Annotated in this window: 16 protein-coding genes; 4 read left to right on the top strand and 12 right to left on the bottom strand. The window is 61.3% G+C overall.

The window, feature by feature from the left end:
* Window positions 1–65: 65 nt before the first annotated feature.
* The 4 genes from purS to BS630_RS16560 all read right to left on the bottom strand — a co-directional run bounded on the left by purS (window position 66) and on the right by BS630_RS16560 (window position 4,289).
* Entirely contained in the window at window positions 66–308 is a 243-nt protein-coding gene (gene purS / locus BS630_RS16575; protein WP_077978274.1) for a phosphoribosylformylglycinamidine synthase subunit PurS, read from the bottom strand.
* Window positions 309–323: 15 nt separating this feature from the next.
* On the bottom strand, window positions 324–1,088 hold the full coding sequence (gene purC, locus BS630_RS16570) for a phosphoribosylaminoimidazolesuccinocarboxamide synthase (RefSeq protein ID WP_003540062.1): 765 nt from the start codon (window positions 1,086–1,088) through the stop codon (window positions 324–326).
* A 250-nt stretch (window positions 1,089–1,338) separates the two neighbouring features.
* The gene (locus BS630_RS16565; protein WP_077978273.1) at window positions 1,339–3,639 is read right to left on the bottom strand and encodes a putative bifunctional diguanylate cyclase/phosphodiesterase; all 2,301 of its coding nucleotides are present in this window, start codon (window positions 3,637–3,639) and stop codon (window positions 1,339–1,341) included.
* 92 nt (window positions 3,640–3,731) lie between these two features.
* Complete coding sequence (locus BS630_RS16560) at window positions 3,732–4,289, bottom strand: RBBP9/YdeN family alpha/beta hydrolase (RefSeq protein ID WP_077979197.1); 558 nt, start codon at window positions 4,287–4,289, stop codon at window positions 3,732–3,734.
* Between the two features lie 175 nt (window positions 4,290–4,464).
* Between BS630_RS16560 and BS630_RS16555 the strand changes: the two genes are divergently transcribed.
* Together BS630_RS16555 and BS630_RS16550 are read left to right on the top strand one after the other, a co-directional pair.
* Complete coding sequence (locus tag BS630_RS16555; protein WP_077979196.1) at window positions 4,465–5,271, top strand: DUF2189 domain-containing protein; 807 nt, start codon at window positions 4,465–4,467, stop codon at window positions 5,269–5,271.
* A 168-nt stretch (window positions 5,272–5,439) separates the two neighbouring features.
* Entirely contained in the window at window positions 5,440–5,907 is a 468-nt protein-coding gene (locus BS630_RS16550; protein ID WP_077978272.1) for a low affinity iron permease family protein, read from the top strand.
* Between the two features lie 557 nt (window positions 5,908–6,464).
* Here the strand turns inward: BS630_RS16550 and purB are convergent.
* From purB to BS630_RS16520, 5 genes are all read right to left on the bottom strand, one after another.
* Complete coding sequence (purB, locus tag BS630_RS16540; RefSeq protein ID WP_077978270.1) at window positions 6,465–7,772, bottom strand: adenylosuccinate lyase; 1,308 nt, start codon at window positions 7,770–7,772, stop codon at window positions 6,465–6,467.
* Window positions 7,773–7,845: 73 nt separating this feature from the next.
* Window positions 7,846–8,331, bottom strand: a complete 486-nt coding sequence (locus tag BS630_RS16535; RefSeq protein WP_027667533.1) for a hypothetical protein — start codon at window positions 8,329–8,331, stop codon at window positions 7,846–7,848.
* Between the two features lie 47 nt (window positions 8,332–8,378).
* Entirely contained in the window at window positions 8,379–9,104 is a 726-nt protein-coding gene (locus BS630_RS16530) for a DUF2259 domain-containing protein (RefSeq protein WP_077978269.1), read from the bottom strand.
* Window positions 9,101–9,778, bottom strand: coding sequence for a ribulose-phosphate 3-epimerase (gene rpe / locus BS630_RS16525; protein WP_077978268.1), 678 nt, complete (start codon window positions 9,776–9,778; stop codon window positions 9,101–9,103). Before rpe ends, BS630_RS16530 begins: the two co-directional genes overlap by 4 nt.
* A gap of 61 nt (window positions 9,779–9,839) precedes the next feature.
* The gene (locus BS630_RS16520) at window positions 9,840–10,922 is read right to left on the bottom strand and encodes a branched-chain amino acid ABC transporter substrate-binding protein (RefSeq protein WP_077978267.1); all 1,083 of its coding nucleotides are present in this window, start codon (window positions 10,920–10,922) and stop codon (window positions 9,840–9,842) included.
* Window positions 10,923–11,102: 180 nt separating this feature from the next.
* On the opposite strand from BS630_RS16520, the gene BS630_RS16515 reads away from it, so the two are divergent.
* Both BS630_RS16515 and BS630_RS16510 read left to right on the top strand, forming a co-directional pair.
* A complete protein-coding gene (locus tag BS630_RS16515) occupies window positions 11,103–11,597 on the top strand; it encodes a flavin reductase (RefSeq protein WP_020050115.1) in 495 nt (164 codons plus the stop codon).
* 35 nt (window positions 11,598–11,632) lie between these two features.
* Window positions 11,633–11,950 carry a TfoX/Sxy family protein gene (locus BS630_RS16510; RefSeq protein ID WP_017964468.1) on the top strand — a complete coding sequence of 106 codons (318 nt, stop codon included), beginning with the start codon at window positions 11,633–11,635 and terminating at the stop codon, window positions 11,948–11,950.
* Between the two features lie 101 nt (window positions 11,951–12,051).
* On the opposite strand, the gene BS630_RS16505 is transcribed toward BS630_RS16510, so the two are convergent.
* The 3 genes from BS630_RS16505 to BS630_RS16495 all read right to left on the bottom strand — a co-directional run bounded on the left by BS630_RS16505 (window position 12,052) and on the right by BS630_RS16495 (window position 15,499).
* The gene (locus BS630_RS16505) at window positions 12,052–12,471 is read right to left on the bottom strand and encodes an NUDIX domain-containing protein (protein ID WP_077978266.1); all 420 of its coding nucleotides are present in this window, start codon (window positions 12,469–12,471) and stop codon (window positions 12,052–12,054) included.
* Window positions 12,472–12,477: 6 nt separating this feature from the next.
* Entirely contained in the window at window positions 12,478–14,025 is a 1,548-nt protein-coding gene (locus tag BS630_RS16500; protein ID WP_077978265.1) for a DEAD/DEAH box helicase, read from the bottom strand.
* Window positions 14,026–14,179: 154 nt separating this feature from the next.
* Entirely contained in the window at window positions 14,180–15,499 is a 1,320-nt protein-coding gene (locus BS630_RS16495; RefSeq protein ID WP_077978264.1) for a peptidoglycan DD-metalloendopeptidase family protein, read from the bottom strand.
* Window positions 15,500–15,539: the final 40 nt, after the last annotated feature.

Genomic DNA, 15,539 nt, shown 5'->3' with positions numbered 1-15,539 from the left:
TGTGCCAGTTCCCGAAGCGGCGACAGTGTTTCGATGTGCTTCGGGCATTGCCAATTTCGCAATGTTCAGTCGATCGCGATTGCGTAGTTCTCGATCACCGTGTTGGCGAGTAGTTTTTCGCACATGGCCTTGAGGTCGGCCTCAGCCTTGCCCTTGTCGGCGCCATCAAGCTCCAGGTCGAAGACCTTGCCTTGTCTTACATGGCCGACGCCCGAGAAGCCGAGGGCACTGAGCGCACCCTCGATAGCCTTGCCCTGCGGATCGAGAACGCCGTTTTTCAGCGTGACGGTGACACGAGCCTTGATCACTTTGTCTTTCCTGCCTTACTTGACGAGAACCGGGCCGGTGCCGCGCACAGGCTCGTTTTCATTGATGATGCCGAGACGGCGCGCGACTTCGGAATAGGCTTCGAGCAATCCGCCGAGATCGCGGCGGAAGCGGTCCTTGTCCATCTTCTCGTGGGTTTCGATATCCCAGAGCCGGCAGCTGTCCGGCGAGATTTCGTCGGCGAGGATGATGCGCATCATATCGCCTTCGAAGAGGCGGCCGCATTCGATCTTGAAATCGACGAGCTGGATGCCGACGCCAAGGAAGAGGCCGGTCATGAAGTCGTTGACGCGAATGGCAAGCGCCATGATGTCATCGAGTTCGGCAGGGTTTGCCCAACCGAAGGCGGTGATGTGCTCTTCGGAGACCATCGGATCGTCGAGCGCGTCGGACTTGTAATAGAATTCGATGATCGAGCGCGGCAGCACGACGCCTTCGTCGATGCCGAGGCGCTTGGCGAGAGAACCGGCGGCGACATTGCGCACGACGATCTCCAGCGGGATCATCTCCACTTCCTTGATCAACTGCTCGCGCATGTTGAGCCGGCGGATGAAATGAGTAGGGATGCCGATCTTGTTCAGATGGCTGAAGATATATTCGCAGATGCGGTTGTTGAGGACGCCCTTGCCATCGATGACTTCGTGTTTTTTCTTGTTGAAGGCAGTGGCATCGTCCTTGAAGAACTGGATCAAAGTGCCCGGTTCCGGGCCCTCATACAGAATCTTTGCCTTGCCCTCGTAGATACGGCGGCGACGGTTCATCGTGGTCATTCTCTATTGTTGGCGCTCTTGGGATAGCGCGAGTGGATCGATCTCGTGGCGTCCCCTTAAAGGAAAAGAGAGGGTTTCACAATCCGCCTGACGCTCCTTCCCCGGTTTCAAGATTCTGTGGCCCTGGTTTCCAATTTTACGGAATACCGCCAAGAGAATCGAATGAATTCGCAAGAGGAGTTTAGCGCCTTTTCCTCTACGGTGGAATGAAGGCGAAATGGCGGGCCGCTTATGCAGGTTTTTATTTGGCAGCTCTGCTTGGCAGCGCGCGACGAAGCTGCGCCTGCAAGGCGCGAGCGGCGATTTGCCCGTGCCGCCAGCTTCCGGAACGAATGAAGGAGGGGATCTGCATGGCCGGCATCGGCCGGGCAAGTGCGTAGCCCTGCAGCGTGTCACAGTCGAGTTCTTCGAGTATGCGGATATGCTCCGCCGTCTCGACGCCCTCGGCGATGACGAGGATGTTCAGCGAGCGGCCGATATCGATGATCGAGCCGACGAGTTTGCGCTGCTCGGCCGATTGCGGCAGCATGCGGATCAGCTCGCGGTCGATCTTCAGCGTCTTCGGGCTCAAGCGCAACAGGCTGACGATCGAGGCATGGCCGGTGCCGAAATCGTCGATCTGGATGTCGATGCCGAGCTTGCGCAGCTTTTTCAGGTTGGCGGCCACCGCCTCGTCGCAATCGTCGAGCGAGATCGATTCCAGCAGCTCGAAGGAGAAGGTGCCGGGCTCGATCTTCAAGGCGCGGAGCTTCTTGCCCAGATCTGGATCTGCGAGCCGTCTGGCGGAGACGTTGACCGATATCTTCGGGATCGGCAGCCCGTCCTTCAGCCACACCTTCCGGTCGGCAATGGCGCGCTCCAGGATGAGGGCGTCGATGGTCGAGACGACGTCGAGATCCTCGGCGATGTCGAGGAAGCGGTCGGGCGTCAGCAGCCCGTGCACCGGATGCTGCCAGCGGGCCAGTGTTTCGACGCCTGCAATATCGAGCGTGCGGGCATCAAACTGCAGCTGATAGAAGGGCACGAATTCATTGCGTTCGAGGCCGATCAGGATCTCGTCGGCAAGGTGCTTGGCGGAGATGATGTCGCGGCGAGCAGCGGCCGAGAAGAATTCGAAGCGGTTGCGGCCCAGACCCTTGGCACGATAAAGGGCGATATCGGCGTCGAGCAGCATCTGCTTGGCGTCGAGCTTCGGTCCGCTGTCGATGGCGATGCCGATGCTGGCGCCGAAACGGCAGTCGTGTCCCTCATATCTGACGGGTTTGCGCAATTCGCGGATGACACGCTCGGCAAGGCCGGCGATCTTCTTCGATGCGGGATCGACAATGCAGAGGATGACGAATTCGTCGCCGCCGATGCGGGCGACGAAATCGACGGCGCGGACGGACGTTCTCAGCACGCTTGCGGCATGCTGCAGCATGGCGTCGCCGGCTCGGTGGCCGAGCGTGTCGTTGATCTGCTTGAAACGGTCGAGATCGATATGGAGGATCGCTAGCGCCAGGCCCTTGGCCCGGCATTCGGCCGAGCGCTCATCCAGCATCTTGTCGAGATAGCGGCGGTTCGGCAGCCCGGTGAGGTAATCGTGTAGTGCCAGGTGCTCGATGCTCTCCTTGGTGGCTTCGAGCTCGCGGTTGCGCGCCTCGGCCAGATCCTTGGCGCGCTGCAGTTCGTTGCGGAGCGCGACTTCTTCGGTGACGTCCCAGTTGGCGCCGATGAGTTTGCGGTGGCCGTTGCCGTCGACGAAGAAGGCCGAGCGGGCGCGGATCACGCGTTCGGCGCCGTCGCCGCGGATGATGCGATATTCCTGCTGGAAATCGCGGCCGCTTTCGACGCTGCGGTCGGCCAGGCCGAGCACGCGCTCGCGGTCATCGGGATGCAGACTTTTCGCCCAGGCGTCGCCGGCGATCTGGCGCGAGGCGCCCTGCAGCCCGTAAATGGCGATGAGGCGGTCGTCCCATTCGACGGTATCGTGCTCGATATCGGCTTCAAATACGCCGATGCGGGAGATCTCTAACGCCAGATCCAGGCGGCGCGACAAACGCGACAGCGTCTCTTCGGCCTGCTTCCGGGCAGTAATATCCGTGTCCGTGCCGACGATGCGCGTCGGCACGCCGTTCTCGTCCCATTCGACGCAGGCGCCGCGGCACTCGATCCAGACCCAGTGGCCGTCCTTGTGGCGCTCGCGATATTCGAAGATCCGGTAATTGGGATCGCCGGCATTCTGCCGGTCGATCGCATGGACAACGAAATCGCGATCGTCTGGGTGAACAAGCTGCAGCCAGGCCTGGTAATCGCCGTCGGCTTCCTCCTCGGGCGCCATGCCGCGGATGGTCTTCCACGTCGGCGAATAATATTTTCGGTCGAGACGGTAATTGTGATCCCATACGCCGAGGCCAGAGCCGACCAGCGCATAATTCCAGCGGCTTTCGCGCTCGGCCAGGTCGGAATCGTCGGTTGCTGCCCCATTGCTGATGCCTGTCTCGGCCGCTGCTGCATCGCCATGCGCATCGCCGGCCTCTGGATGGGCTTTCTTCACGGGCATTCTCGCTTATCTCACCTCGGCGCAGTCTGCTGTCATTCCATTAAGAAAGACTTAGAAAGCACCTGCTCAACAAGCGAGAATGCGGGTTTTCCTCAATCAGCGGAGAGCCGGCCGAGGAACTGGGCAAAGACCATGGTGCCTTCGGGCCAGGGGCCATGACCGGAATCGGCATTGATGTGGCCGGCCTCGCCGGCATCGACGAGGAAGGAGCCCCAGCTGCTGGCAACATCATCGGCATGTTCGTAGCTGCCGAACGGATCGTTGCGGCTGGCCACGGTGATCGACGGGAAGGGCAGCGGATCGCGTGGATAGGGGCCGAAGGTCATCAGGTGCTTCGGGCGGATATCGGGATTGGCGACATCGGGCGGGGCGACGAGGAAAGCGCCCGCCACCCGGTTGCGGAAATGCGGGATGGCATGGATCACCGAGGGCACGCCCAGCGAATGGGCGATGAGAACGACCGGGCGGGTCGAAGCGTTCACCTCCTCGGCGATGCGGGCGATCCAGTCCTCGCGGACCGGCTTCGTCCATTCGGCCTGTTCGACGCGCCGCGCCGTGCTGAGCTTTGCCTCCCAGCGGCTCTGCCAGTGGCTCGGGCCGGAATTGGTGTAACCGGGGATGATGAGGATATCTGCGTCTGAGGCTTTCATGATGCCGCCGATGTGAGAAAGCTGGTCCAAGATGTCAAGAGGGGGTGTCAAGGGAGGGAGCGACACGGGCCCTGAAAGTTGCTATATTCCTCCAGTGCCGGTTGCGGATTTCGTATCGGCTTGCCCGCCGATGCTGTCCGCCGCCGATCAGGTCTCGGCTGAGGAGGAGAAAGCCATGGCGGCATTTCACGTCATGACGGGTGCAAGCGAAAGCTTAGCGCGGCCCGTCGTCAATCGCATCGGTATCGCCGACGTCTTCGACGCGCTGAAGCGCGGATACGACGATTTCATGGAGAAACCGTCCCACTATGTGTTTCTGTGCCTGATGTACCCGATCGCCGGCGTTTTCCTGACGTTGTGGACCTCGGGCGCCAACCTTTTGCCGATGGTCTTCCCGCTGATGGCGGGTTTCGTGCTGATCGGCCCGATCGCAGCGATTGGCCTCTATGAGATCAGCCGCCGGCGCGAGGCTGGCCTCGACGCGTCCTGGACGCATGCGCTCGACGTGCGCCATTCGCCGGCGCTGCCGTCGATCGTCGCGGTCGGCTTGATGCTCTGCGGCCTCTTCATCGTCTGGCTGGTGACGGCGCAGACGCTCTACAGCAATCTGCTCGGCGAGGTCTTTCCGCGCAGCATGGGGGATTTCTTCCGCCAGGTCTTCGGCACGTCGGAGGGCATGCAGCTGATCATCTGGGGCAACCTCATCGGCTTCGTCTTTGCGCTCGTCGTGCTGGCGATAACCGTCATCACCTTTCCGCTACTGCTCGACCGCGATGTCGGGGCGGTGGCCGCCGTCACGGCGTCGATCCGCGCGACGATTCTCAATCCGGTGCCGGTGCTGCTCTGGGGCCTGATTGTCGCCGCGATGCTCGTGATCGGCACGATCCCGATCTTTGCCGGGCTTGCACTCGTCATCCCGATCCTCGGCCATGCGACCTGGCATCTCTATCGCAAGCTGATTGCGCGGGAAGCCACAGCGTAACCACAGCCCTTTCTGCGGGGAATCCCGGCCCCGGGGGAATCTGGGATCCCTGGGGGAATCTGAGATACCCCGGGAACCTCGAACCTGCCTCGGAGTTTGTTTAGCGCGGAGCATGACGTCGCCGACATCATGCTCCAGAGACTTCGAGGGAGGTTTTCAGAGGTGACGATGAAGCATCTGTTTGCCCGCTTCGCAACCAAGACATCGGAATGGGCGGGCAAACCCGTTGCTTTCATCCTGGCGCTGACGGTTGTCGTCATCTGGGCCTCGCTCGGCCCCTTTTTCGACTATTCGGAAACATGGCAGCTGATCATCAATACGGGCACGACGATCATCACCTTCCTGATGGTCTTCGTGCTGCAGAACGCCCAGACGCGCGACACGCGGGCGATCCAGGCGAAGCTCAATGAAATCATCCTGACCAGCCATGCCGAAAACCGCTTCATCGGCATCGAAAATCTCGACGAGGAAGAGCTGAAGCACCTCAACCAGCTGGTCGCCAAGGCCGCCAAAGGCAGGGGTGAGACGGAGGCTTGCAGAGTATCGGAGTCAACCGAAGCGGCAAATGCGGCGCCGTCGAAAAAGGCGGAGGCGCGGAAACGCTCTGTTGCCGCCAAAGCGCCGAAGCAGAAATAACGGCCGCTTGAGAAAAGCTAAACTATGAAATACAATCGGCACTTATATTCAGTTCATTAAATCCAACTCGGCAGGGGAAAATGAACGACTCTTTCTTAGAGAGCCGCAGGTCGAGCTGTTCTTTCAGGCTTATTTCATAGGAATGACGGTAGGCCATTTGCCATTTTTCTTCGACGATATCGGCTTTATCGCGTTTATTCCAAAGTTTATTGTTTCGCTACCAATCATTTTTATATTATTCATTTTTTATTGTGTGAAATACAGCGAAATTAATTCGCGGCCATTTCTTTGGTCGTCTAACATTTTTACAGTAACTTTGTTGCTGATTGCTGCGGCTTTCTTATTGTTGTCAGGCGGAAGTATTCATAGGCTGACCTTGTTAGCTTTTTTCCTAATCATTTCTCTGCCTTCTATCCTTGTCTCATGCATCTACTTCCCAGTTATGATCAGGCTGCGACTAAGGAAAGAAGCCGTCCGATAGATTCTCGACGGGGAAGTATGCCGGCGGAAAAACGGCGCCTGCAAGGGCGCCGCTATATCGTCGATTGCAGGTCCGCTCAGGCCTCGCCAAAAACCCGCCGGAAGATCGTATCGACATGCTTGGTATGATAGCCAAGGTCGAACTTCTCCCGAATATCCTCTTCGGAAAGCGCAGCACGGACTTCGGCGTCTGCAAGCAGCTCTTCGAGAAAATCTTTGCCCTGTTCCCAGACCTTCATAGCGTTGCGCTGGACGAGGCGGTAGGCGTCCTCGCGAGAGGTGCCCGCCTGGGTCAACGCCAGCAGGACACGCTGCGAATGGACGAGGCCGCGGAATTTGTTGAGGTTCTTTTCCATGTTCTCGGGATAGACCAGCAGCTTTTCGATGACGCCGGCAAGCCGCGACAGGGCGAAATCGAGCGTCACGGTGGCATCGGGGCCGATCATGCGCTCGACCGAGGAATGCGAAATATCGCGTTCATGCCAGAGGGCGACGTTTTCCATCGCCGGCATGGCGTAGGAGCGGACCATGCGGGCAAGGCCAGTCAGGTTTTCGGTCAGAACCGGGTTGCGCTTGTGCGGCATGGCCGAGGAGCCCTTCTGGCCGGGCGAGAAATATTCCTCGGCTTCCAGTACCTCGGTGCGCTGCAGGTGGCGGATCTCGGTTGCCAGGCGCTCGATCGACGAGGCGACGACGCCGAGGGTGGCGAAATACATGGCGTGGCGGTCGCGCGGGATGACCTGCGTCGACACCGGCTCGGCCTTCAGGCCAAGCGCCTCGGCGACATGTTCCTCGACGCGCGGATCGATATTGGCGAAGGTGCCGACGGCCCCCGATATGGCGCAGGTCGCGACTTCCTCGCGGGCGGCGACGAGGCGTTGGCGGCAGCGCTCGAATTCGGCATAGGCGAGCGCCAGCTTGACGCCGAAGGTGGTGGGCTCGGCATGGATGCCGTGCGAACGGCCGATGGTGACGGTGTCCTTGTGTTCAAAGGCGCGGGTTTTCAGCGCTGCGAGCAGGCGGTCGATATCGGCAAGCAGGATGTCGGTGGCGCGGACCAGCTGTACGTTGAAGCAGGTGTCGAGCACGTCGGACGAGGTCATGCCCTGGTGGACGAAGCGCGCATCCGGGCCGACGATCTCGGCGAGATGGGTGAGGAAGGCGATGACGTCATGCTTGGTGACGGCCTCGATCTCATCGATGCGGTCGACGTCGAAGGTGGCGGCGCCGCCTTTCTCCCAGATCGTCTTTGCCGCCGATTTCGGGATGACGCCGAGTTCGGCCAGCGCGTCGCAGGCATGCGCCTCGATCTCGAACCAGATGCGGAACTTGGTTTCGGGAGACCAGATGGCGACCATTTCGGGCCGGGAATAACGCGGGATCATGGGCGGCTGCCTTCACTTCAAGAGGTTTGCTTTATCGAGGTTAGCGCCCCTGTAGCAAAGAAGGGCGGCAATCTCAACGCATGCGTTTGGCAAGATGATAGCTGCTTGCGACAAGACAGACGAGGCCGAGCGGCAGGAAGAGGCGCAGGCCGATCACCAGGAACTGATAGACGGCGCTGATGCTGGTGAAGACGAACTGGAACGCCCAGACGATACTGCCGAAGGGCGCATGCCAGCGCGAATAGAACATCCGGTATTCCATGGCGAAGAGGAAGGCGGTCATCAGGATCGTGGCCGCTGTCAGCGTCACGAAAAAAGCAGCAAAACGTGTTTCCAGCGGTCTGTCAAAGGCGAGGAAGCGGGCAACCGGCAGGGCGAACGGCCAGGCGAACAGGCCGCCGGCGAAATAAAGTGCGGCGATCTCGGCAAGGCGGCTCGTCTGCAGGCCGTTGCGCAGGTAAAGGCCGAGCATGGCAGCGGCAAGCATCTGCATTCCCCAAAGCAATGCGCCGGCGATCAGGTCGGGGTAGGGCGGCCGTGCAGCTCTTAGACGATCCATCCTGGGGCGATCCGTCCTCGGGTGATCCGTCCTCGGGCGATCCATGCTCAGGGATGAACCGGAACGGCAATCCAGCGTCCGTTCCTGTCCGCATCGAAGGCCAGAACGAGGGCGATGTGAACCTGGTTTCCGCCTTCCGGCTGATAGACCACGGCGCCGCCGATCCGGTATTCGACGGAACACACGCGCTCGGCGGGAACCGCGGTCGCCTGGCGCGCCGCCTGCCGGTTCGGAGCGCCTTCCTTCTCGATCATCTGCAGGCTGAAGCCGATGACCCGCTTGTCGACCGCAGCGCAATCCTTCGGCGTCGGCACCGGCATCTCGCCGAGCGAGAGCGTATAAGGCGCTTTCGGCGGACCGTCGGTTGCAAGCGTCGTGTAGCGAAGCGTCTTCGAGGGCGAGCCGAGTTCGGTCGGCGGATTGAAGGCGGCGATCAGGCCGGGATTGGTCAGCAGATCGTATTTGTCCATCTGGCTGCGCGCCGCCGTCAGGTTCTGCCGCCGCGCCTTGGAAAGATTGGCGTCCTTGTCGGTCAGCTCGGTATGAAAGGGCGTGCCCTCGAGATAGTGGCCGTCTTCGGTATCGATGAAATAGGTGTTGGAGTAGGGAAGGTTGCCGCTCTCCTCGATGCCGAACTCCTGAAATCCGAAAACCTTGCCGTCGGCGGAAAAACCGATCGGCTGGATATTGGCGATATCGCCGGCAAGTGACAGGCCGGGCAGGCCGGCAAATGCGACGGCAAGCATGCCACCAATAATCAGACGTTTGTTCATGTTCGTGCCCCTTCGGCTGCCTGACGCAGATCGGCGACTGTCCGGCGGTAATCCTCGACCGTATCGCCCTTGAAAATTGCCGAGCCGGCGACGAGGACGTTGCCGCCCGCCCGCGCGATATCAGGCGCCGTTTCCACCGTGACGCCGCCGTCGACCTCGAGCTCGATCGGCCGGTCGCCGATCAGTGACTTCGCCGCCGCGATCTTCTTCGCCATGGCCGGAATGAACTTCTGCCCGCCAAAGCCGGGATTGACCGACATGATCAGAATGAGATCGACATCGTCGAGCACGTTCTCGATGGCGGTAAGCGGCGTCGCCGGATTGATCGTCACGCCGACCTTCTTGCCGAGATTACGGACGGTCTGCAGCGAGCGGTGCAGATGCGGTCCGGCTTCGGCATGGACGGTGATACGGTCGCAGCCGGCCTTGGCGAAGGCTTCGAGATAGTCGTCGACCGGCGAGATCATCAGGTGGCAGTCGAAGGTGGCTGATGTATAGGAGCGCAGCGACTTGATGACATCCGGGCCGAAGGAGATGTTCGGCACGAAATGGCCGTCCATTACGTCGAGATGGATCCAGTCGGCGCCGGCGGCCGTCACGTCGCGCACCTCCTCGCCGAGCCTGGCAAAATCCGCTGCGAGGATCGAGGGGGCAATGCGAATGGGCAGCGTCATCAAATCTTACTCCGTATGGGCCGCCAGAGCGCGGGGCCTGAATTCAAGGCTGGCGCGCCGTTCATTGCGTCGGCGCGGCAGGTGGAAAAAAGCCGTTGCCCCGCCATTCGAGCAGACGGTAGGGGTTTTGCGAAAGTTCATGCGCACCGGTGAAGGCAATAGTGCCGACCGGCGTCTGGAATGTCGTGCCGAGAAGCATCTCCTGGAGGGGCTTGCCCGCCGCGGCGGCGGCTTGCCCCGCCTGGCCGGCAATGAGGGCTGCGGCCAGCGACGGCAGGACATAACCTTCCGGCTCGACGCCTTTGGCGCGCAGCGCATCGGCTGTCGCTGCGCTTTCCGGCAGTAGGGCGTATTCGGGCAGGGCGACGGCGCGCACGCCATCTGCGAGCGGCAGCGGCTGATTGGCGGCGCGCATGGCATCGCCGCCGAGGATGGACAGCGGGATGTTCTCGGCCTTGGCGTCGCGGGAGATGACGGCGACGTCGTTGCGGTCGCCGCCGATGAAGACCCTGGTGGCGCCGGCACGTTTCAGGCGGCGGACGAGGGCAATCTGCTGCTCCTGTCCCGGCCGGTAGGTGTCGGTAAAGACCGGCTTAAGGCCGTTCTGCTCCAGCGCATTGCGGACCGCTTCCGTCAATTCGCGGCCATGGATGGTGCCGTCCTCGATCAGGGCGATCGGATCGGCGGCCCAGTCTTTCAGGATCACCTCGATGACCTTTGCCGCCTCGGCGCCGTCGGCGGGCGCCGCCCGGAAGAGCGGCCAGCCGTTCTTCAGCGCATCCTCCATCAGGATGCGGGAGCGCACGGAGACGGTGATCGCCGGAATATTGGCGTCCTTCAGCTTCGGCAGCGCGCCTTCCAGCGTCTCACTGCAGAGAAAGCCGACCGCCACCTGCACCTTGGCATTGACAAGCGCATCGGCGACCGCGGCACCACTATTCTCCTCGCAGGTCTCGTTGATGGCGACGAGGGTATTTCCGGACTGCTGGATCTCGAAACCGGCGCCGGCGGCAATCTGGGCGCCGAGGAGGGCGAGCGGTCCGTTCTGAGGGGCGACGACACCGATCATCACGCCGGCCGCATTGCTTTCAGCCGCCGCTCCCAGCAGCGCCAGAAAAGCTGCTATGCCACGCAGGTTGATCATGAAAGGCGGAGATCCCTAGCCATCGTCCATGCCCTTTTATCCGCAAGGCCGCGATCGTCAAAGAAAAACAAGCGCAACGCAGCGCTTTTCACCGGTGCTATTGTAGAAAAGGTAACCGATGCTCGCCATATTGGCGCGATAGCAAAGACCAACCGGATAAAACGCATACGGGAGAAGCAGGTGTTGAACAGGCAGCATATCGACCCCGGCCTTTATCGCGATGCCATGAGCCGGTATGCCGGCCATGTGCAACTCGTGACGACGGCGATGGGCGAACTGCGCCGCGGCGTCACCATCACCGCCGCCTGCTCGGTCTCGGACAATCCAGCCTCGGTGCTGATCTGCCTCAACAACACCAATCCGAAGAACGAGATCTTCTTCCGCAGCGGCATCTTCGCGCTGAACACGCTCGGCGCTCATCATCAGAGCGTCGCCGACGCCTTTTCCGGGCGCACGTCGCTTGCCAATGACGACCGTTTCGACAGCGCCCGTTTCGAGATGCTCGTGACCGGCGCGCCGGTGCTGGCCGATGCGCTCGCCGCCTTCGATTGCCGGGTGATCGACATCAAGGAAATGCCGACGCACAATGTCATCTTCGGCGAGGTTGCGGCTGTCCGCTTCAGCGAAAAACACCCGGCGCTCATCTATATGAATCGGGATTATCACGCGTTGTGATTTCCGCAGCGATCGAGATTTCGAGGGAATAGAGAATGGACAATGCCGGGATCGAGGAAATGTTTCAGGGGCTCGGCCCCGTCACGATCAAGCGCATGTTCGGCGGCAAAGGCATCTATCATCTCGGACGGATCATTGCGCTTGAAGTGCGCGACGAGATGCTGCTGAAGGCCGACGAGACGAGCGCCCCGGAATTTGCCGCTGCCGGCGCCACGCAATGGACCTATGAGGGCAAGAAGGGCAAGCCGGTAAAAATGCCCTATTGGTCGATCCCCGACGAGGCCTACGACGATCCCGATCTGATGGCGAAATGGGTGAGGCTTGCCTATGAGGCGTCGCTTCGCGCCGAATAGCAGAGCAATTCCAGCAAAAGTGCGTAGCGGTTTTGCGTCCGGAATTGCGTGAAAACAAAGAGATAGAGCATTTCCGTGATTCGGAGAAAAGCGGAAATGCTCTAGCGTTCAGCAGTCGACAAGGCTGCGATCGCCGCCTTGGTGAAGGCCGACAGCGGCTCGGGCAGATCCGTCAGCGGAAACCAGCCGAAATCCGAGAGCTTGTCCGGTTCGGTCAGTTGAGGCTCGCCCTCGACGTCGTGAGCGAGATAGAGCAGAGAGATCCAGTGTTGGCGATCGGCATCTATGATCTGCTCGCTGATGCAGAGGCGTTCGATGCGGCCGATCGTCAGGCCGGTTTCCTCCTCGGCCTCGCGGCGCGCGGCAGTCTCTGCCGGCTCCATGTGATCGACCTTGCCGCCGACGATATTCCAATAGCCGGCTTCCGGTGATCGCATGCGTTTGTAGAGAAGGATCCTGGCGTCGCGCAGAATCACCAGGCCGACGCCGAGACCCGGAAAATCAATGCCGGGCCTGCCCATTGGAAATCAGACCTTGGCGCTGCCGGCGATCAGCATGAAGGCCGGGATATCGTCGCCGAAGCCGACCGGGGTTGGGCCGTCGTCGTGGTCGCGATGACGGCGGCGGTCGCGGCTGTCGTCGTTTGCCGGGTAAGGCCGACTGTTGCGCGCATTGTTCTGCGGCTTCTGCTCTGCTTTGCGCTCGTTCTTCACGATGTCGGCCTTTACTGGTGCTGCTTCAATCACGTCTACGCCATTATCCTGTATGTCGTTGTCAGATTTATGACTCGCAGCGCTGCGACTGCCGCGTCCGCGGCTACGATCCCTGTCGCCATTTTCTCTCGGCGCGCGATCTCGGGTTGCGCCATCTCTGGCGCCACGCTCGCGGCTGTTGCGGCGCGGGCGTTCGCTCTCCCGGCTGTCTTCTGCCGGCGGCGGCAGCGACGTCAGGTCACCGCTCAGCCATTCGACCTTTTCCCCGATTAGCTTCTCGATGGCATCGATGAATTTAGTGTCGCGCTTGGTGACGAGAGTGAAGGCGGCACCCGAGCGGCCGGCACGGCCGGTGCGGCCGATGCGGTGGACGTAATCCTCGGAATGGATCGGTACGTCGAAATTGAAGACGTGGCTGACATCAGGGATATCGAGGCCGCGGGCGGCGACGTCGGAGGCGACCAGAAGCTGGAGATTGCCGTCACGGAAGCTCTGCAGCGTCATCGTGCGGGAACGCTGGTCCATGTCGCCATGCAGGGCGCCGACCGAGAAGCCGTGACGCTCGAGCGACCGGAAGAGATCGGCCACATCCTTCTTGCGGTTGCAGAAGACGATGGCGTTCTTGAGTTCGGTCTGGGCGCGGACGAGTTCGCGCAGGACGGCGCGCTTTTCGTAATCCTTGCCGTGCGAGGCGACGAAACGCTGCGTCACGGTTGCCGCGGCGGAAGCCGGCTTTGCGACCTCGATACGTTCGGGATTCTGCAGGAAGCGGTCGGCGAGCTTCTGGATCTCCGACGGCATGGTTGCCGAGAAGAACAGCGTCTGGCGGGTGAACGGGATCATCTTAGCGATGCGTTCGATATCGGGGATGAAACCCATGTCGAGCATGCGGTCGGCCTCGTCGATGACGAGGATCTCGACGCCGCTCATCAGGAGCTTGCCGCGCTCGAAATGGTCGAGCAGGCGGCCGGGGGTGCAGATCAGCACATCGGCGCCGCGCTCGAGCTTGCGGTCCTGGTCCTCGAAGGAAACGCCGCCGATCAGAAGGGCAACGTTGAGGCGATGGTTCTTGCCGTATTTCTCGAAATTCTCGGCGACCTGGGCAGCGAGTTCGCGCGTCGGTTCGAGAATCAGCGTGCGGGGCATGCGCGCACGCGCACGGCCCTTTTCGAGAAGCGACAGCATCGGCAGCACGAAGGATGCCGTCTTGCCAGTGCCGGTCTGCGCGATGCCGCAAATATCGCGGCGCTCGAGCGCAAACGGGATGGCGCCCGCCTGAATGGGCGTGGGGATCGTGTAGCCCGCATCCGTAACAGCGGATAGCACTTTTTGGCTCAAGCCAAGGTCAGCAAATGTCGTCAAAGGGAAAACTGTTTCCGTTCCGTTCGGCCGCTCTGAACGAGTCGGCGGGATTGCATGCCGCAATGCAGCGCGACATAGCCCCGAATGGCCGGCAAGTCAAGAAATAGAGACGCCGCACCCATTGCAGAGTGAAGCGTTGGTTACCAGGCAGGAGTTACTTGATATAGGTGGCGAGTTTAAGGCCGGCATTCATGAAATATACTGGATCGACGGCATGGCCGTCCTGGCGCACTTCATAATGCAGGTGCGTGCCCGTTGAGCGGCCGGTGCTGCCGGCAAGGCCGATGACGTCGTTGCGGTCGACCGTGTCGCCGACCTTGACCAGAACCTCCGACATATGCCCGTAGCGCGTTGAGATGCCGTTGCCGTGGTCGACCTCGACCAAGTTGCCGTAGCCGCCGGTCCAGCCGGCTGAGATCACTTTGCCGGGTGCCGTCGGGCGGATCCTTTCGCCCGGCGAAAAACGGAAGTCGATGCCGGAATGGAGCGCGAGGCGGCCAAGAAAAGGATCGCGGCGATTGCCGAAAGGGCTGGTCACGTCCTTGCCGATGGCGGGATTGCGGAAGGGCAGGGATTCGGCCGTGCTGCGCACCGCTTCGAGCCGCGTCAGTGCGCCGTCGAGCGCTGCGAGCGAATTGTTGAAGTCGTCGTTGCTTTCAGGCTCGATATAAGGACCGCCGACGGCATCGTCGTCGTCTTTCCTGGCAGCGGTCTCGGGCATCGGAATCTTGAAGCGGGTCAGCACGGTCTCGATGGCATTGGCGGCATTGCCGGCATCGCTCGTCAACTGTTCGACACTGCTGCGCTGATCCTGTTCGACATCTTTCAGCGACAGCGTCACCTTGGAAAAGACGCGGTCGGCACGGTCGCCGACCGTGTCGGTGGCCGGCACATAGGCAAGCGTCGAATTGTCGGGCGTCGCATCGGCGGGCGCACCGCTCGCCAGCTGTTTCTCGATCGCCTCGATGCCGGTCCCGGAGAGCGAAGCGCGCTTGTCCTTGACATCGGGTGCATAGGACTGAACGGGCGAAGACGGCGCAGGCGGGGCGCCGTCCTTTTCCGTCAGGCCGGAGCTTTCGGCCCGGTCGAGCAGATTGTCGAGTTTGCCATGGCGCGAGGTCAGCGCCATCTGCTGCTCCATCAGCTTGTCGACCTTGTCTTCCACCACCTGCTGATCGAGAAGCTGGCGGGAGGTGATGCGGTCGACCTGGGCGCGGAGGGCGGCGATGCGGTCTTCATAATCGTGCTGCATGCGGGCCTGGCGGGCCATGGTGGCGCCGATCAGGTCGTCGCGCAGCACGAGATAGGACGTGGCCAGGAGGTAGCCGATCGAGAAGACGCCGACGAAGCAGAAGGCAAGTGCTGCCATCCAGGGCCGGACCGTCATATGGCGGACTTTATCGCCGCTTGCGAGGATGAGGATATGTTCCTGCGCCCGCCTGCCGAATACCCGGTGCTGATGTCCGCTGTTCACGCAGGCTCTCCCGATTGATGCTCTACGCCTCTTTCGGAAA

Origin of the sequence: Rhizobium laguerreae (assembly GCF_002008165.1) — a bacterium.
GTDB classification, from domain to species: domain Bacteria; phylum Pseudomonadota; class Alphaproteobacteria; order Rhizobiales; family Rhizobiaceae; genus Rhizobium; species Rhizobium laguerreae.
The sequence above is the reverse complement of the archived record's forward strand: the minus strand, read 5'-3'. Positions and strand labels throughout refer to the sequence as shown.

What these genes read in the sequence shown, in the direction of transcription:
- BS630_RS16560 (WP_077979197.1), bottom strand. Translation starts at nt 4,289, where the DNA reads ATGAAAGCCTCAGACGCAGATATCCTCATCATCCCCGGTTACACCAAT.
- BS630_RS16520 (WP_077978267.1), bottom strand. Translation starts at nt 10,922, where the DNA reads ATGATCAACCTGCGTGGCATAGCAGCTTTTCTGGCGCTGCTGGGAGCG.
- BS630_RS16555 (WP_077979196.1), top strand. Translation starts at nt 4,465, where the DNA reads ATGGCGGCATTTCACGTCATGACGGGTGCAAGCGAAAGCTTAGCGCGG.
- rpe (WP_077978268.1), bottom strand. Translation starts at nt 9,778, where the DNA reads ATGACGCTGCCCATTCGCATTGCCCCCTCGATCCTCGCAGCGGATTTT.
- BS630_RS16510 (WP_017964468.1), top strand. Translation starts at nt 11,633, where the DNA reads ATGGACAATGCCGGGATCGAGGAAATGTTTCAGGGGCTCGGCCCCGTC.
- BS630_RS16535 (WP_027667533.1), bottom strand. Translation starts at nt 8,331, where the DNA reads ATGGATCGTCTAAGAGCTGCACGGCCGCCCTACCCCGACCTGATCGCC.
- BS630_RS16550 (WP_077978272.1), top strand. Translation starts at nt 5,440, where the DNA reads ATGAAGCATCTGTTTGCCCGCTTCGCAACCAAGACATCGGAATGGGCG.
- BS630_RS16505 (WP_077978266.1), bottom strand. Translation starts at nt 12,471, where the DNA reads ATGGGCAGGCCCGGCATTGATTTTCCGGGTCTCGGCGTCGGCCTGGTG.
- purC (WP_003540062.1), bottom strand. Translation starts at nt 1,088, where the DNA reads ATGAACCGTCGCCGCCGTATCTACGAGGGCAAGGCAAAGATTCTGTAT.
- BS630_RS16565 (WP_077978273.1), bottom strand. Translation starts at nt 3,639, where the DNA reads ATGCCCGTGAAGAAAGCCCATCCAGAGGCCGGCGATGCGCATGGCGAT.
- purB (WP_077978270.1), bottom strand. Translation starts at nt 7,772, where the DNA reads ATGATCCCGCGTTATTCCCGGCCCGAAATGGTCGCCATCTGGTCTCCC.
- BS630_RS16530 (WP_077978269.1), bottom strand. Translation starts at nt 9,104, where the DNA reads ATGAACAAACGTCTGATTATTGGTGGCATGCTTGCCGTCGCATTTGCC.